This is a genomic window from Kitasatospora sp. NPDC051914, assembly GCF_040680995.1.
Classification (GTDB): domain Bacteria; phylum Actinomycetota; class Actinomycetes; order Streptomycetales; family Streptomycetaceae; genus Kitasatospora.
The window spans coordinates 12,744-28,166 of the sequence record NZ_JBFAXX010000001.1 but is presented as its reverse complement, the minus strand read 5'-3'; the positions used below and the strand labels follow the sequence as shown (position 1 = coordinate 28,166).

Below are 15,423 nucleotides of genomic sequence, written 5' to 3'. Positions count from 1 at the left end.
CGCGGAGAAAGCGATCACCCGGACAGCGTAGTCCCGGGCCTGCTCCGCGGCCGGGTCGCCCGGCGCCCGTGCACATCGCGGCTCGAATCCGCAGCAATTCACCCGAACCGGCTCGAAGACCCACGATTCCTGCCACGCTGTCCCGCGCCGGAATGGGAGCAGCCGGGGGCGGCGCGGCCCCGGGCGAGGGAGGGGTCGGCCGTGGCGGGGCGGAGAAGACGTGCGGTGGGGGCTGCGGTGGCGGTGGCGCTGCTGACCGCAGGGTGCGGGAGCGGCGCCTCGTCCGGCTCCTCGGACTCCGCGGTGCTGTCGGCCGGGACGGCGTCCCCGGAGTCGGCCTCGGCGTTGTCGGAGGACTCGGCGAGCGCTTCGCCGTCCGCCTCCCCGGACGAGGAGTCCACCACGCCCTCGCCCGAGGAATCCGAGGAGCCCGAGGAGAGCAGCCCGGAGGCCGAGGAGGAGTCCGCCACACCCGAGGCCGACGACGGCAGCACGGGTGCCGACACCGCGGCGGAGGGGCCTTCGGGCACCTACGACGTGACGATCACGGGTGTGGCCGGCGGGCGCTCGTTCAACCGCGCGGGCACCCTCCGCATCCTCGGCACCATCAGCGAGTCCGGCACCACCAACGGTGTGAACCCGGTGGACGTCTGCCTGGTCTCCGGCTCCCCCGCGGCCCGTCCGGAGGCCGGCGCGATCTGGTTCGGCAGCAACTCGGGCTGCAATCCGGGGGCCGGTGCCGCCCGCCTCGACCTGGCGTACGTCACGGCATACGGCTCGACCGTCACCGTGGAGCCCGACCAGCGGATCGCGGCGACCCTCGGCAACCACTACACGGTCTCCTCCGGCCTGGCGGCCTGCCCGTTCGCGCCGGTGTCGGGATCGATGCGGGTGACGGCCTCGGGCGGGCGGCTCACCGGCCGGATGGACATCATGGGCTACGGCGGCGCCTTCTGCGGACAGACCCGCTACCAGGCCGACCTCACGGGCAGCGCCCGCTGACAGCAGCCGCACACTCGGGCGCCCCGCGCGAAGCCGTGCCGGTCAGCAGCCGCAGGCAGGGACTCCGAGGGCGCGGGCGAGACGGTCGCTCTGCGCCCGGGAGAGGTTCAGCCGGCGCGGGAGTCCGCAGTCGGCCGGTCCCCTGCCCGTGCCGCCGCTCAACGGGGACCCCTCGCACGGGGAGTGGCCGGCCTCGCCGACCGTCCCCCGCAGTAGCTCGGCGGCAGCTGTGGGTGCGGTGGCGGGCGGCGCCCCGACGGCGCACAGCGCCGCGGCGATCCGTTCGGCGGCGTCCGCCGGGAGGCCCGGGCCGCGCAGGGCGGGCAGCAGGAGCAGCAGGCGGACGGCGGTGGCGTGGAGGCCGTCGGCGGCCGGGTCGGGCGAGGAGGCGACGGCGTACAGCTCGCTCCAGGACAGGCCCGGGCCGGTGCGGTCGCCGTCGGCGACGAGGACCGTTTCGGGGCGGCTCCAGTCGGAGTGGGTGAGCAGCAGTTCGATCGCCGGGTCGTCGGCACTGTTGCCGTACACGAGGACGACGGTGTGCCCGTCGGTGAACGGCACCCGGAACACCGGCCAGGCCTGCTCGTCGAAGAGGGACTCGGCGGTGGAATCGGCGTCCGCGCCGTCGCCGCCGAACCACTCGGGTCGGGTGTCGGAGCTGCGGCACAGCAGCAGCAGGTGGGCGGCCCAGAACCCGGGCCGGGTCGTGAGCGGCTCGCCGGGGACGAGCGGGCCTTCGGTTCCGTGGATCAGCACCCCGTCAGGGTGCCGGACGGCTCCGACAGCCCGGTCGTTCGGGGTGGGCCGCCGGCCCCGGGCGGTGCGGTGTGACGGCGCGTCCGGGGCCGGCGGGCTTGTGCCGACTGGGTGTCAGCCCATGTTGGAGCAGGCGTTGCCGAACGCCGGGTTGAGGATGGAGACGACGCCGATCGAGTTGCCGCACACGTTCACCGGGACGTGGACCGGCACCTGGATGACGTTGCCGGACAGCACGCCGGGCGAGCCAGTGGCGATCCCTTCGGCGCCGGCGCTCGCCGAGGCGGTGCCGGCGCCGAGGAGCAGGGTGCCGGCGGCAGCCGCGAGGGCGAGGGTGGTGCGGAGGGTGGTCATGGTGGACTCCTGTCCTGTCGAGCTGTTCTGACGAAGCGTCGGCCGCTCCGGTGAGGTGCAGCCTCCATCAGCTCTTCGGCAGGAATGCACCCTCGGGTTGACGGTTTGCGCTCACTCCACCCGATCGGCGCAACGTCCGTCCTCCCGCACGGGGGCACGCGGCCCGCGCGGCTACTCCGACCGGGTGGTTCGACCCCGATGCGAGGTTGCTCGGGACGGGTCCGGACCCGCACGGAGGTACAGGCAGGCTCCTCGACGGAGCATCGGCGAGCGGACGGCCCACGCGCACCCCGTGGATGCCGACAGCGGCGGGGCGGACTCGGCGCCGCCGCGGACCAGAGGGTCTGACGGCCGGGGGCGGGAGCCGCGGAGGAAGCGGCTCCCGCCGGGGCGGTCACCGGTCGAGCGAGACCTGGTCGACCGTCCAGAAGGCGCTGTTGGTGCCGGTGTAGCGGAAGCGCAGCTGGGCGGTGGCGGCGCCGGCGGGCGGGGTGTGCGTCCAGCCCTTGACGGTGGCGGGGATGCCGTTGACGGGCGCCCCGCTGGAGCAGGTGCGCACGCTCTACCGCGGCGACCGGTTCAGCTTCACGCTCGACCTGCCCGCGCCGACCACCGACTGACCGCCCGTCAGGCGTCGGCGGCGGACGGCGGGACCGGGCGCAGCATGCACACCCGCGGCCACCGGTCGAGCCCGTGCGCCGCCTCCCGGCCGCGGACGGCCCGCAGACCGGGGCCGAGGTGCTCCTCGGCGAGGACGGTGAAGCCGCAGCGCGCGTAGTACGGCGCGTTCCACGGCACCTCCGCGAAGGTGGTGAGGGTGAGGGCGGGGACGCCCTCGGCGGCGGCCAGCGCCGCGAGGTGGTCCAGCAGCGCCCGTCCGACACCCCGGCGGGCACTGTCCGGGTGCACCGACACCTGCTCGACGTGCAGGTTCCCGTCCACCCGCTCGGCCACCAGGTACGCGAGCGGCGCATCGGTGCCGTCGACCGCGGCCCAGGCCAGACCGGCCGCCACGAATTCCGCCAACTCCTCGGTGGAGAACGGCTCGTCGTCCGCGATCTCCGCCATCCCGACCTCGCGGAACGGCTGCCCGGCAGCCCGCTCGATGTCCTGGAGCAGTGGGAGGTCGTCGGCGCGGGCGGCTCGAATACGCATGGGGCCATTGTGGCGCGGTCCCGGCGGACGGGTCGCGCGGTTTTCCCCTCCCCGAGGGGCCGGCCACGGTCTGCGCCGAGTGGATGACTTGGCCGTGGCGCAGTGCGGCCCGTCGGGGCGGGGCGGGCAGTGTCGACGGGGGGTGCCTCGGGAAGGGAGAGTGCTGTGGCTTCGGGCACCGGAGGGCGGGGCGGGGGCGCCACCAGTGAGGGGCTCGCGCTGGCGGGCATGCTGTTCGCCGTCTCGATGACCTTCATCGACCAGACCGTCGTGTCGATCGCGGCGCCGAGCATCATCCGCGAACTCGGCCTCTCCGCGGGCGGCATGCAGTGGGTGGTCAACGCCTACCTGCTGACGCTGGCGGCGTTCTTCGCGCTGGGCGGGCGGATCTCCGACATCGCCGGCCACAAGCGGATGATGCTGGTCGGCACGGCGGTGTTCGTGGCGGCCTCGGCGCTGTGCGGGGCCGTGCCGACGGGCGGTGCGGCGGAGCCCTGGCTGATCGGGTTCCGGGCCGTGCAGGGGGTGGGCGCGGCACTGCTGTTCCCGGCCGCGCTGGCGGTGGTGGTCGAGGTGTTCCCGGTGGAGCGCCGCGGCCGCGCGCTGGCGCTGTTCTTCGGCGTGGCGGGCGGGTTGACGGCCATCGGCCCGATCCTCGGCGGCTGGCTGACCAGTTGGACGTGGCGGGCGATCTTCTGGGTGAACGTGCCGGTGGCGGCGGTCGCCCTGGTGCTGACGCTGCGCGCCCGCATCCGCAACACGCCCCGTCCGGAGCCGGTCGACTGGCCGGGGGCCGTGCTGGTGGCGGTCGGCATGGGGCTGAGCGTGCTGGGCCTGCAGCAGGCCGCGCTGTGGGGCTGGGACAGCGCCGCGACCTGGCTGTGCATCGGCGGCGGGCTGGCCGTGCTGGTGCTGTTCGTCCTGGCCGAGCTGCGCAGCAGGGACCCGCTGATCACCGTGCAGGTCTTCGCGGACCGCGCGTTCTCGGCCGACAACGCGGTGCTGTTCTTCGCCATGCCGGCCTTCGTCCCGGTGTTCTTCTTCGCCTCGCTGTACGCGCAGCTGGCGCTCGGGTACTCGGCCGACGAGGCGGGCCTGTACCTGCTGATGTTCTTCGCCGGTTTCGGGCCCGCCTCGCAGATCGGCGGCCGCATCCTGGACCGGCGCGGCGCCCGGCCGGCCATGCTGCTGGGCACCGCGGTCGGCGCGGCCGGCTTCGCCCTGTGGGCGGCGAGGATCACCCGTCTGTCGCCGGCGGCGCAGTGGCCGTGGATCGTGCTGGCCGGCGCCGGGATCGGACTGCTGCTCACCCCTGCCTCGACGGACGCCGTCAACCGGGCGATCGGCCGCTCGTACGGGGAGGTCACCGGGATCACCCAGACGATCCGGAACTACGCGGCGAGTGCCGGCCTGGCGGTGTTCGGCACGGTACTGCTGCACACCACGGCGAACCGGATCACCTCGACGCTGGAGGAGCGCGGCCTGCCGCAGGGGACCGCCCGTTCGACGGCGGAGCTGATCACCCGCAGCCTCACCGGGCCGGGCCCGGGGGCCTCCGGGGCGGGCAGCGGCGTCGACCCCGCCCTGCTGGACGCCGTCCGGGCGGACTTCGCCGCGGCCTACCGGCCGGTGCTGTACGGCATGGCGGCGGCGCTGGCGGTGGCCTTCCTCTGCGCCCTGTGGCACCCCGGCACGCGGGTCACCACGGAGAGCGAGGCGGCCCGGTCCCGTCCGGCGGCACCGCCGGCCGCCGGCCCGGAGGAGCGGGAGGCCGACCGGGAGGGCTGACCGCCGCCCCGGAGGGCACGGCGTCCGCCGCGGGTGCGGCCAGGGCCGCTAGGTCGTCGATGACGCCGCCGAGCCAGACCGCCAGGTCCACGGCGTGCAGGGCCGCCGGGTCGGCCGGCAGCAGGGTCGCCGTGGTCCGTTCGTCCGTCAGGACGGTGCGGGCCTCGGCCAGCAGCGGATCGGCGGGGTCGGCCGGCCGCCCGGCGAGCAGGGCGGCACCCTGGCCGCGGAAGGCGGCGGCGGCGCGGTCGGCGTCCCGGGCGAGGGAGCCGGAGGTGTCCGGCCACGGGGCGAGGGACTCGGGGGCGATCCGGGCGAGGAGCTGTTCGGCGCCGCGGACGGTGTGCAGCCCGGCGAGCTGCGCCGCCTGCCAGTCGGGCCCGTCGGGCGGCGTGTCGTGGTGTTCGGAGCGGTACTGCGCGTAGGTGGCCTCGGTGAGGACGGCGGTGACGCGGGCTTGGCGGAGTGCGCCGCCGGAGGCGGGGGCTCCGGTGAGGACGGCGACGGTCTCGCGGATGGCGGCGGCGCTGTCGGCCAGCAGTTCGGCCGTCCGGCGGCGGAGCTCCCGGCCGCCGCCTCGTGGCCAGGCGCACAGGCCGGCGAGGGTGCCGACGGCGGCGCCGGTGGCCACGTCGAGCAGCCGGGTCTCGGCGAGCCGCCAGCCGGCCGGGGCCAGCTGGGCGAAGACCATGGCCACCACGACGGTGAAGGTGCCCTGGGCCCAGGCCAGGCCGAGGAGCGGTCCGACGGTGAAGGCGACGAGCATGGCGACCGGCAGGACGACGGCGTAGAAGAGGTGCCGGTCGCCGACCAGGACGAGCATGACGGCGGTGGCGGCGGCCCCGCACAGCGTGCCGGTGAGCGCGGGGCGCAGCGTCATCCGGGTGTCGGCCGCGGTGGTGCGCATCAGGGTGAGGGTCGCGAGGAGCACCCAGAAACCGTGGGCGAGGTCGAGGCTGCCGGCGACCGTGCGGGCTGCGGCGAGGGCGGCGGCCGTCCGCAGGGCGTTCTGGAAGTAGACCGACCGGGGCGTGAGGTTGTACCGGAAGCGGTTCCACCAGAGCCGGGCGGCCGGGCGGCCCGCGTACCAGAACGGGCCGGGCCGTTCTGCGGGCGGCGTCCGGTCGGGCGGGACGGGCGCGCGCCGGGAGATCCGTACGGCCAGGGCGAGGAAGCGGGCGCCTTCGGCCGCCTCGAGGGCGATGCTGCCGAGGGCGAGCCGGGCGGCCGCCCGGTCCTGTACCGGGTCACGACCGTCCGGGGCGGTGAAGGGGTGGACCGCGGCCGCCCGCTGCTCCTCGAAGGCGGCGACGGCCGCCTCGATCGGGGGCACGGCGGGTGCCGGCCGGCCCGGTCGGACGCCCGCCGCGGACTCCCGGACGGCTTCGGCCGTGGCGTGGAGGAGGGTGGCGGCCTCCGGGTCCGGGCCGGCGCGGTCGGTGAAGCGGCCGATCCGCAGCAGCTGGGTGCGGGTGTGGCGCAGGGCGGTGGCGGCCTGGGTCAGGGCGCGGTCGGTGGCGCCGGCCGAGGCCGGGCGCTCCAGCAGGGGGATCCGGGAGAGCCGAAGTTCGGCCATCGGCTCGGCGCTGGGGTCGGGGTCCGCGGCCGGGCGGCGGGCGGTGGGGCCCTCGCAGCGTGCCGCGGTGCGGTCGGCGAGGGCGGCCACGGCGGCGGCCGCGCGGGCGAGCCGGTCCCGGTAGTCCACCGGCGGCGGCGCCGGCCAGAGCAGCAGTTCGGCCGCGGCCAGCAGGACGATGCCGAGGGTGACGCCGGCCAGCCGCTGCGGCAGGTCGTCCGGTGCGTAGGGCGGGAAGCACGGGAGGATGTAGAAGAGCTGCAGCCCGTTGGCGAGCCCGACCAGCCGGGGGCCGCCGACGGTGGCGAAGGCCACCGCGAAGCCGACGGCGAGCATGCCGAGCGCCGCCGCCCAGGTGCGTACGGCGAGCAGGGTGCCAAGGGACACCAGCACCCAGGTGGCGGGCAGGACGAGCAGCAGGGTCCGGACCCGGGCGCGGGAGCCGCCGCCGATCCGGGAGAGGACGCCGACGGAGATCGCCCCGAACAGCGCGTAGGTGCCCGCGACGGGCTGTCCGAGACCGTAGCGGCAGGAGTAGAAGCCGGCGCAGGCCGCCAGGCTGACCCGCACGGCGCGGTGCACCGTCTTGAGGCCCGGATCACGGGCGAGCAGCCGGTCCACGAGTACGCGCGTGCGGCTCATCATGCCCAGGCTAGGGGGTGTCCTCCGTGAACGCTCGGGTGGTTGAAGCACCTGGTCGGACATCACCTGCGCGCACGGAGTTACCGTGCGCGATCGAACGGAGGCTACGAGTTGCCGGCCCCGGGGGTCCGGTGGAGGTTGGTCCGCGGGCCGCCTCCTCCCGGGGCCGGCCGTCTCCGCGATCACGAAAGGGATCGACCCATGTCCGTTTCCCGGACCCTCCGCACGGCCGCCCTTGCGGCGCTCCTCGCCACCGGTTCGCTCATGGCCGCGGCTCCGCAGGCGTCCGCCGTCGGCGAGGGCGGCATCGCCGTCGTCGGCGGCGCCATTGCCGAGGACGGCCGCGTCCTCGACGTCACCGTCTCGGTCTCCTGCCCCGCCGGTGACGTCCGCGCCGTCCTGGTGCGGGCGATACAGGGCATCACCGGTTCGGTGGACGAGGCCGGCACGCTGCCCATGGTCACCTGCACGGGCAGCCCGCAGGACGTGGTGGTCCGCCTCGCCGCGACGCCGTACGTGCCGGACGTCTCCTTCTGGGAGGCCGGTCCGGCGCTGGTCACCGCCTGGCTGTCGGGCGCGGCCACGGACAACGACCCGCTCGCGGAGATCGAGATCGGCTGATCCGCGCCGTCCGGCGGACCGCCGGCGAGGCCGCCCGGGCAGGGGTGCGAACCCCGGCCCGGGCGGCCTGCCGTGCGCCGCCGGACGGCGCCCCGGTCACGGCCGGCAGTTCTCCGTGATCACGGACTCGAGGTCGAAGAGGGCGCGTTCGTCCTCCTCGACCTTCTGGCCCAGGCGCTGCACGGCCTGCTTGAGCGCCCAGATCTGCGCCTGGTCGGGTTCGGGCTCGGCCTCCAGGGCCCGGATCTTCGCCTCGAACTCGGTGACGCTCCGCCGGGAGCGGTGGATCTCCTCCCGCTGGGTCTTCGCCTGGCGCTTCATCATGGCGCAGCCGCTCTCCGCCACGTCGCTCACTCTCCCTGCCGGCCGGGGCCGCGTGCCGCGACCGCGTCCGTCCGGCGCGGTCGTCGCGATCAGTGTCGGGCAGCACCGGGCTGCCCGCACGGCGGGATGGCGGGCCGTCAGCTCACGACGTGGCGGAGGCGGGGAGCACCGGGGAGACCTGGATGCTGCCGCCGCACGGCTGGAACGCGAACGGCACCTTCTTGTCGGGGTCGGCCAGCGGGTCCAGCGGCGCGCGGAAGGCGAAGCCGGCGGCCTTGGGGCAGGGGCCGTCGCCGACCGGCACGTTGCTCCACTTGAGGAAGAACGCGGCGGTGGCGCCGGGTGCCAGCAGCAGCGTGCTGCCGCCGCCGCCCAGGTTGCCGAAGCCCGCGGGGATGGCGCCGACCGTGACGGCCAGGGCCGGCTGCCCGGTCGGGGCGTACGGGGCGACGGAGGGGCGGCCCTGCAGGGAGCAGGGCGCGGTGGACGTGTTGGTGAGCACGAAGCGCTGCACCATGGTGCCGGCGGCGCCGTCCGAGGTGGACGGGGTCACGCTCAGCCAGGGGTTGACGCAGCGCTCGGCCTCGCCGCCACCGCCGGAGCCGCCGGTCGGGGTGGCGGTGGGCTTGGCCGAGGTCTTGGCAGTGGCCGCGGCGGAGGCTGCGGCGGACGTCGGCGAGGCGGCCGCCGAGGCGGCGGTGCCCGCGGCGGACGCGGACTGCGCGGCGGCGGAGACGGCACTGGTGGCGGCGGTGTCCGCCGCTCCGTCGGCGCCGTCGCCGGTGCAGCCGGCCAGCACCCACGGGGCGGCCAGGGCGAGGGCGGCGGCGAGAGCACGGCGTCGGATGTCCACGGCGGGGCCTTTCGGTTCGGGGAGTACGGTCGCCGGGGTGGCGCAGTACCGGGGGCACCGGCCGCCCGTCGGGCGCCGCCGGGGAGGACGGCACCGTGGCACGGCCGGTTGCCGCCACGGCGGACATCCCATACCCCGCCGCCGCTCCGATCCAGCACGGAACGATCACCGATTCCGCACGGAACCGCGCACGGACCGACCCCCCGGGCGGCCTCCACCGACCGTCGGTCCGTCAGATCGGGTGACACCGGCGGCGATTCGCCCCTCGCGACCTGCTGCGCGAAGCTTTCGGACCGTTGACGAACCGTCCGCAAGCGAAGGAGTCGGTCAGATCCAGTTGCCCCAGCCGAAGGTCAGGAGGTAGCTGCGGCGCAGCAGTTTCGCGCCGCGAACGCCGCAGGCGGCCGTGATCGCCGCGACGACCAGGAAGAGCACCGCGAAGGCCGCCGGTACTACGGCTCCCACCACCGGGCCCTCGACGTACCCGACGGCCACCGCGGCAAGGGCGACCAGGCCGAGGCCGACGTTGGCCCCGAAGAGGTCCGGCCGCACCGCCTCCCGGAGATCCCGGCGCGCCTCCTGCAGGTCGTGCGTGTACCGCTCGCGCGCCGCCACCGGGTCGGCCGCCGGGCCCTCGGGCCATTCCTGCTGCACCACCGCGGCCCCCTTCCCTCAGGACCGACACACCCTACCGACGGGTGGCGCCGGTCGACCGCTTGGCGACCCGCTACGAGACAACCGGTTCACCGCACGCCGGCCGTAAGCGGGCCCACCGGCTGACTCCCGGCCACCGGCCCCGTACGGCTCCGCGGCCTCGGCCGGCCGCTGCGGGGTGCGCGGCGGCCAGGGCCTGTCGGCGGATCGTCACCACCTGTTCCAGCCGCCCGACGGGGCCCGTCGAGTCGTGGACGACCGAGCCGGTGAGCCCGACGCCGGCCGTAAGCGGGCCCACCGGCTGACTCCCGGCCACCGGCCCCGTACGGCTCCGCGGCCTCGGCCGGCCGCTGCGGGGTGCGCGGCGGCCAGGGCCTGTCGGCGGATCGTCACCACCTGTTCCAGCCGCCCGACGGGGCCCGTCGAGTCGTGGACGACCGAGCCGGTGAGCCCGACGCCGGCCGGGCCGAAGACCACGCTGGTGTCGAAGCCGAGCCGGTCGTCGACGGGCCGGCGGTGCAGGTGGACGGTCAGGTCGGCATCGGGGAAGTGCCACTCGTCCGGCGAGGCGCGGGCGGCACTCGTCGCCTGCGCCCTGCGGCTCTTCGGCTGACCCCGGTACTACCGGGCCCGGGCCAGGAAGAGGTCGCTGAAGCGTTCCGTGGCCACACCGCCGTGGGCGTCCAGCACCCGGGCGGTGTCCGCCAGGACGCGCTCGCGCCGGTCGGGCGGCAGCACGCGGTAGGTCGTCAGCGAGGCCAGGTACCCGAGGTAGCTCTCGGTGTCGTAGTGGCGGTCCTGACGGAAGCGCACCGACCGCAGGTCGGTGAAGCGTCCGTCGCTCCGGCACTCCGCCTCCGGCCAACCGCCGGGCAGGCCGCCCCAGTTCCCCGGCACCTCACCGAAGTCGGACGCCCGGACGCTGTGCGGCGTGCCGGCCAGACCGTGCCGGCGGTCGACCTCCGCCAGTGCGGCGTGCAGCCCGGCGTCGCGGACGCCCTGCGGGTTCCAGAACAGGGCCACCGCGCCGCCCGGGGCGAGGGCGCCGTGGACCAGACCCCAGCGCCGCGCCGGGTCCACCCAGTGCCAGGACGTCGCGGCGAGGACCAACCCGAACCGGCGGTCGTCCGGGCACAGCTCCTCGAACGGGCCCACCTGGACCTGCACCCCCGGGTGGCGCGCGGTGTTACGGCGCAGCACCTCCGCCATGCGGGCGTCCGGCTCGACGCACAGCAGCGGGACACCGCGCCCGGCGAACGGCAGGGTGGCCTTGCCCGTCCCCGCACCGATCTCCAGCGCCGCCCGGCCGCCGAGCGCCGCGTACGCCAGCACCTCCGTGACCAGTTCGTCCGAGTAGCCCGGCCTGGCAGCGTCGTAGAGCTCGGCGACCTCGCCGAACACCTGGCTGCGCGTCATGTCGACCTTGCCCTCGGCAGTCATGGCCGCCCCTCGCTCCCCCGTCGGCAGAGCACTCAGCCTACGTGCCGTGCTGTGGTCGGCGGGGCCGGTCGTCGTCGCTGTCCCGATCCCGGTCGCGGTCGAAGCGGTCCTGGGCGGCGAGGACGGCGTCGCCGTGGGCGGCGGCCCAGGCGCCCAGGGCGCGGATCGGGCCGATCAGGGCGCGGCCGGGCCCGGTCAGGGCGTAGTCCACCCGGGGCGGGGCCTCGGCGTAGCGGCGGCGCTCCACCAGGCCGTTGTACTCCAGGCGCCGCAGGGCCTCGTTGAGCACCTTCGGGCTGATGCCGCCGATCCGGGTCAGCATGGCACGCGGCCGCATCGGGCCCTGCTCGCCGAGGATGTACACCACCACACTGTCCCAGCGGTTGGCGATCACCTCGAAGGCGATCCTGGCCCGGCAGTCCGCCGCGAACACGTCCCCGCCCATGTCGTCGTCCGGCTCTCCCATGGGTGACATCCTGCCCGGCCGACACACACCGGGCGGTGTGCATCGGCCCGCCTAGCGTCCGGGGACACGCCGCCGTCGGAGCGGCGCACGGTGAGGAGGAGCGGACGATGCGGATCGGCATTCTCGGTACGGGCGCGATGGCGGCCGCCCTGGGCGGGGCCTGGGTGCGGGCCGGGCACGAGGTCCTGGTGGGCGGGCGTGACCGCAGGGCGGCGGCCCGGACGGCGGCCGTGGCGGGCGCCGCCCGGCACGGCGGCCTGACGGAAGCGGCGGGCTTCGGCGAGGCCGTCCTGGTGGCACTGCCCGCCGAGGCCGCACCGCAGGTGGTGGAGGGACTGGCGCAGCACCTCGCCGGGCGCACGCTGCTGGACTGCACGGTGCCGATGGCGCCCGGCGCCGCAGGACCGGTGCTGACCACGGCAGGCGGACGGGACTCCGTTGCGGCCCGCCTCGCGGCGGCGGCCCCCGACGCCCGGGTGGCGAAGGCCTTCGGCATCTGCCACGAGAGCATCTGGACGCTGCCACGGCCGGAGTTCGGCGGTGCGGCGCTGGCGGTCCCGTACTGCGCGGACGACCCGGCCGCCGTCGTCCTGACCGCGGACCTGATCGGATCGATGGGCTGCACACCGCTGCCCTGCGGCGGCCTGGACCGGGCTGCCCTGCTGGAAGCCACCGCAGTCCTCGCCATCGGCATCTGGTGGTCCGGTGCCGAGACCCGCCACGCCTTCCCCGCCCCGGCCCTGGCCCCCGGCGCCGTGGACGACGAACCGTAGGAGTCAGGGGCGCGTGGGGGTGCGTCCCCGGCCTTCGGCCGGGAGGTGCCCCCACGCGTCCCTTGTTCGTCGTGTCGTCAGAGCAGGTCGAGGCCCGGGTAGAGCGGGAAGCCGGCGAGCAGGTCGGTGGCGCGCTTGGCCACGGTGTCGCGGATCCGGGCGTCCAGGACGTACTGGGCCTTGGAGGGGGTGCCGGCGGCGGTGGTGGCGGGGGTGGTGCCGCGCAGGACGGTGTCGATCAGGTCGGCGATCTCGTCCATTTCGGCGGTGCCGAGGCCGCGGGTGGTGAGGGCCGGGGTGCCGATCCGGACGCCGGAGGTGTACCAGGCGCCGTTGGGGTCGTTCGGGACGGCGTTGCGGTTGGTGACGACGCCGGAGTCCAGCAGGGCGGCCTCGGCCTGGCGGCCGGTCAGGCCGTAGCCGGAGACGTCGGCCAGCACCAGGTGGTTGTCGGTGCCGCCGGTGACGAGGGTGGCGCCGCGGCGCAGCAGGCCGTCGGCGAGGGCGCGGGCGTTGTCCACCACGCGCTGCGCGTAGTCGCGGAATTCGGGGCGGCGGGCCTCCGCGAGGGCGACGGCCTTGGCGGCCATCACGTGCGAGAGCGGGCCGCCGAGGACCATCGGGCAGCCGCGGTCGACGTGCTCGGCCAGTTCGGAGGTGCACAGCACCATGCCGCCGCGCGGGCCGCGGAGCGACTTGTGGGTGGTGGTGGTGACGATCTGGGCGTGCTGCACCGGGTCGAAGTCGCCGGTGAGGACCTTGCCCGCGACCAGGCCGGCGAAGTGCGCCATGTCGACCATGAGGGTGGCGCCGACCTCGTCGGCGATCTCCCGCATCAGGCGGAAGTTGACCAGCCGCGGGTAGGCGGAGTAGCCGGCGACCAGGATCAGCGGGCGGAACTCGCGGGCGGTGGCGCGCAGCGCGTCGTAGTCGATCAGGCCGGTGGCCGGGTCGGTGCCGTAGCTGCGCTGGTCGAACATCTTGCCGGAGATGTTGGGCCGGAAGCCGTGGGTGAGGTGGCCGCCGGTGTCCAGGGACATGCCGAGCAGCCGCTGGTTGCCGAGTTCGCGGCGCAGTTCGGCCCAGTCCTGCTCGGTGAGGTCGTTGACCTGGCGGACCTCGGCGCGGCGCAGCGCGGGGCTCTCCACCCGCTGGGAGAGTACGGCCCAGAAGGCGACCAGGTTGGCGTCGATGCCGGAGTGCGGCTGGACGTAGGCGTGTTCGGCGCCGAACAGCTCGCGGGCGTGTTCGGCGGCGAGTGCCTCGACGGTGTCGACGTTGCGGCAGCCGGCGTAGAAGCGGCGGCCGACGGTGCCCTCGGCGTACTTGTCGCTGAACCAGTTGCCCATGGCCAGCAGCACGGCCGGGGAGGCGTAGTTCTCGCTGGCGATCAGCTTGAGGGAGGCCCGCTGGTCCTCGATCTCGGCGCCGATGGCGTCGGCGACGCGGGGTTCGACGGCGCGGACGGTGTCGATGGCGGTGCGGAAGGCGGTGCCCGCGGTCGGGTCGACCTGGGTGTGCGGCGCGGACGGGGTGCCGGAGGTGGCCAAGGCTGTCTCCTCGTGACGATTCGAACGGCCCAGGCGCACGGCGACAGCGTGAGACACGGAGCCGCTCCCCGATGGTCGAGTCCATCCCTGCGCGCCAGTCACGGCTCACCGGGAGCGTACCAACCGTGACCGGGCGTCGGCACCAGGGGCCCGCCCCTCGGACGGGCGTGCCGGGCTGGCCCCACGGGAAGGACGCTCCGGGGCCGTGCACCGGGGCGGTGCACCCGGCGTCCGTGGTGCGCTCGCGGATCCGCTCGGTCCTGACGATCGCGGCGATCGGCGGCGCGCCGCCGTGGGAGGATGCCTGCGGGGCTGTTGACCAGGGTGTTCGTCCGGCACGGCGGCGGCCGCCGGCGTCATGGGTGCGCCGTGCGGTGCCGCGGGCCGGCGGCGCGGCTGTCCGGCCCCCGCAGCTCGTGCCCGCGGAGGAAGGCCGGACATGACGACCCGACGTGAACGCTGGGAGCGCCACACCCAGGCCCCGCTGATCGGACTCTCGGTGCTGTTCGCCGTCGCGTACGCGGTGCCGGTGCTCGCGCCCGGGGCGCCGGAGTGGGTGCTCGGCGGGGCGGCCTGGGCGGAATGGGCGGTGTGGGCCGCGTTCGCGCTGGACTACGCGACGCGGCTGGTGCTGGCCGAGGACCGCTGGCAGTTCGTCCGGCGCAGCCCGCTCGACCTGGCCTCGGTGCTGCTGCCGCTGGTGCAGCCGCTGCGCCTGCTGCGGCTGGTGTCGACGCTGCTGCTGGCCGGGCAGCGGGTCCGGATGGCCTCGCAGGTGCGGCTGACGACGTACGTGGCGGGGGTGGTGATGGGGCTGCTGGTGTTCGGCTCGCTGGCCGTGCTGGAGATCGAGCGGGCCTCCCCGACCGCGACCATCCGCACCCTGGAGGACGCGCTCTGGTGGTCCTTCACCACCATGACCACCGTCGGGTACGGCGACCTGACGCCGACCACCGGGCTGGGGCGGCTGCTGGCGGTGGCGCTGATGCTGTCGGGGATCGCCCTGCTGGGTGTGGTGACGGCCAACATCGCGGCGTGGTTCGTGTCCCGTTTCGAGGCGGAGGACCGGATCGACCACCTGAACCACCGGGCGATCCAGGACCTGACCGCGGAGGTCCGCGAACTGCGCCGCCAGGTCGCGGAGCTCCAGCAGCAGACCGAGCCGGGCGGGCAGGCGGAGCACGTCCCGAGCGCCTGACCGGGGAAGCAACTCAGGGCCGCGACGCATCCGGGCGCTGTGATCTGCACCACAGCGCCGCGGCGGCGTGCCGGCCGGTTGCGGGTGCCGCGCCCGTCTGGTGCGTGCAGCGACGAGCCCGCGTCCGCGCCGCCGCCGCACACCGCTCGCGGACCGCCGCAACCCTGCGGCCCCGTTCGCCGTCCGTATCGGCAACCCCTCCGGAGCGCCGCCCGGCGGCCCGTGCACCGCCCAGCGGGATGCGTTGTCCGCGGGTGGCGCTAGGTTTCCG

16 protein-coding genes, 1 pseudogene and 1 riboswitch are annotated in these 15,423 nt (G+C 75.5%); of the genes and pseudogenes, 5 read left to right on the top strand and 12 right to left on the bottom strand.

The window, feature by feature from the left end:
* Positions 1–225: 225 nt before the first annotated feature.
* Positions 226–1,002: a hypothetical protein gene (locus AB0M03_RS00110; protein WP_363486647.1), complete on the top strand. Its 777-nt coding sequence runs from the start codon at positions 226–228 to the stop codon at positions 1,000–1,002.
* Positions 1,003–1,044: 42 nt separating this feature from the next.
* Here the strand turns inward: AB0M03_RS00110 and AB0M03_RS00105 are convergent, their stop codons facing one another.
* The 4 genes from AB0M03_RS00105 to AB0M03_RS00090 form a co-directional block, all read right to left on the bottom strand.
* Complete coding sequence (locus AB0M03_RS00105) at positions 1,045–1,758, bottom strand: hypothetical protein (RefSeq protein ID WP_363486645.1); 714 nt, start codon at positions 1,756–1,758, stop codon at positions 1,045–1,047.
* A gap of 114 nt (positions 1,759–1,872) precedes the next feature.
* On the bottom strand, positions 1,873–2,112 hold the full coding sequence (locus AB0M03_RS00100; RefSeq protein WP_363486643.1) for a chaplin: 240 nt from the start codon (positions 2,110–2,112) through the stop codon (positions 1,873–1,875).
* Positions 2,113–2,506: 394 nt separating this feature from the next.
* On the bottom strand, positions 2,507–2,671 hold the full coding sequence (locus tag AB0M03_RS00095) for a hypothetical protein (RefSeq protein WP_363486641.1): 165 nt from the start codon (positions 2,669–2,671) through the stop codon (positions 2,507–2,509).
* Between the two features lie 68 nt (positions 2,672–2,739).
* Positions 2,740–3,267: a GNAT family N-acetyltransferase gene (locus AB0M03_RS00090; protein ID WP_363486639.1), complete on the bottom strand. Its 528-nt coding sequence runs from the start codon at positions 3,265–3,267 to the stop codon at positions 2,740–2,742.
* 228 nt (positions 3,268–3,495) lie between these two features.
* Here AB0M03_RS00090 and AB0M03_RS00085 point away from each other — a divergent pair, with 228 nt between their 5' ends.
* Positions 3,496–5,055, top strand: a complete 1,560-nt coding sequence (locus tag AB0M03_RS00085; RefSeq protein WP_363487366.1) for an MFS transporter — start codon at positions 3,496–3,498, stop codon at positions 5,053–5,055.
* Here AB0M03_RS00085 and AB0M03_RS00080 read toward each other — a convergent pair.
* Positions 4,967–7,273, bottom strand: a complete 2,307-nt coding sequence (locus tag AB0M03_RS00080; RefSeq protein WP_363486637.1) for an FUSC family protein — start codon at positions 7,271–7,273, stop codon at positions 4,967–4,969. The genes AB0M03_RS00085 and AB0M03_RS00080 overlap by 89 nt on opposite strands.
* A 201-nt stretch (positions 7,274–7,474) precedes the next feature.
* Here AB0M03_RS00080 and AB0M03_RS00075 point away from each other — a divergent pair, with 201 nt between their 5' ends.
* A complete protein-coding gene (locus AB0M03_RS00075; protein WP_363486635.1) occupies positions 7,475–7,894 on the top strand; it encodes a hypothetical protein in 420 nt (139 codons plus the stop codon).
* Between the two features lie 96 nt (positions 7,895–7,990).
* Here the strand turns inward: AB0M03_RS00075 and AB0M03_RS00070 are convergent, their stop codons facing one another.
* The 6 genes and pseudogenes from AB0M03_RS00070 to AB0M03_RS00045 all read right to left on the bottom strand — a co-directional run bounded on the left by AB0M03_RS00070 (position 7,991) and on the right by AB0M03_RS00045 (position 11,631).
* Entirely contained in the window at positions 7,991–8,239 is a 249-nt protein-coding gene (locus AB0M03_RS00070; protein WP_363486633.1) for a hypothetical protein, read from the bottom strand.
* A gap of 121 nt (positions 8,240–8,360) precedes the next feature.
* Positions 8,361–9,071, bottom strand: a complete 711-nt coding sequence (locus AB0M03_RS00065; RefSeq protein ID WP_363486631.1) for a DUF4232 domain-containing protein — start codon at positions 9,069–9,071, stop codon at positions 8,361–8,363.
* Between the two features lie 327 nt (positions 9,072–9,398).
* A complete protein-coding gene (locus AB0M03_RS00060; protein ID WP_363486629.1) occupies positions 9,399–9,728 on the bottom strand; it encodes a hypothetical protein in 330 nt (109 codons plus the stop codon).
* 207 nt (positions 9,729–9,935) lie between these two features.
* Positions 9,936–10,292, bottom strand: a pseudogene (locus AB0M03_RS00055) (hypothetical protein); the annotation flags it as partial.
* Between the two features lie 54 nt (positions 10,293–10,346).
* The gene (locus tag AB0M03_RS00050; protein WP_363486627.1) at positions 10,347–11,165 is read right to left on the bottom strand and encodes a class I SAM-dependent methyltransferase; all 819 of its coding nucleotides are present in this window, start codon (positions 11,163–11,165) and stop codon (positions 10,347–10,349) included.
* Positions 11,166–11,202: 37 nt separating this feature from the next.
* Positions 11,203–11,631 carry a helix-turn-helix domain-containing protein gene (locus AB0M03_RS00045; RefSeq protein WP_363486625.1) on the bottom strand — a complete coding sequence of 143 codons (429 nt, stop codon included), beginning with the start codon at positions 11,629–11,631 and terminating at the stop codon, positions 11,203–11,205.
* A 107-nt stretch (positions 11,632–11,738) separates the two neighbouring features.
* On the opposite strand from AB0M03_RS00045, the gene AB0M03_RS00040 reads away from it, so the two are divergent.
* Positions 11,739–12,404, top strand: coding sequence for an NAD(P)-binding domain-containing protein (locus tag AB0M03_RS00040; RefSeq protein ID WP_363486623.1), 666 nt, complete (start codon positions 11,739–11,741; stop codon positions 12,402–12,404).
* Positions 12,405–12,481: 77 nt separating this feature from the next.
* On the opposite strand, the gene AB0M03_RS00035 is transcribed toward AB0M03_RS00040, so the two are convergent.
* Positions 12,482–13,954: a glycine hydroxymethyltransferase gene (locus AB0M03_RS00035; RefSeq protein WP_363486621.1), complete on the bottom strand. Its 1,473-nt coding sequence runs from the start codon at positions 13,952–13,954 to the stop codon at positions 12,482–12,484.
* A gap of 20 nt (positions 13,955–13,974) precedes the next feature.
* Positions 13,975–14,066, bottom strand: a riboswitch (ZMP/ZTP riboswitch).
* Between the two features lie 327 nt (positions 14,067–14,393).
* On the opposite strand from AB0M03_RS00035, the gene AB0M03_RS00030 reads away from it, so the two are divergent.
* The gene (locus AB0M03_RS00030) at positions 14,394–15,152 is read left to right on the top strand and encodes an ion channel (RefSeq protein WP_363486619.1); all 759 of its coding nucleotides are present in this window, start codon (positions 14,394–14,396) and stop codon (positions 15,150–15,152) included.
* Positions 15,153–15,423: the final 271 nt, after the last annotated feature.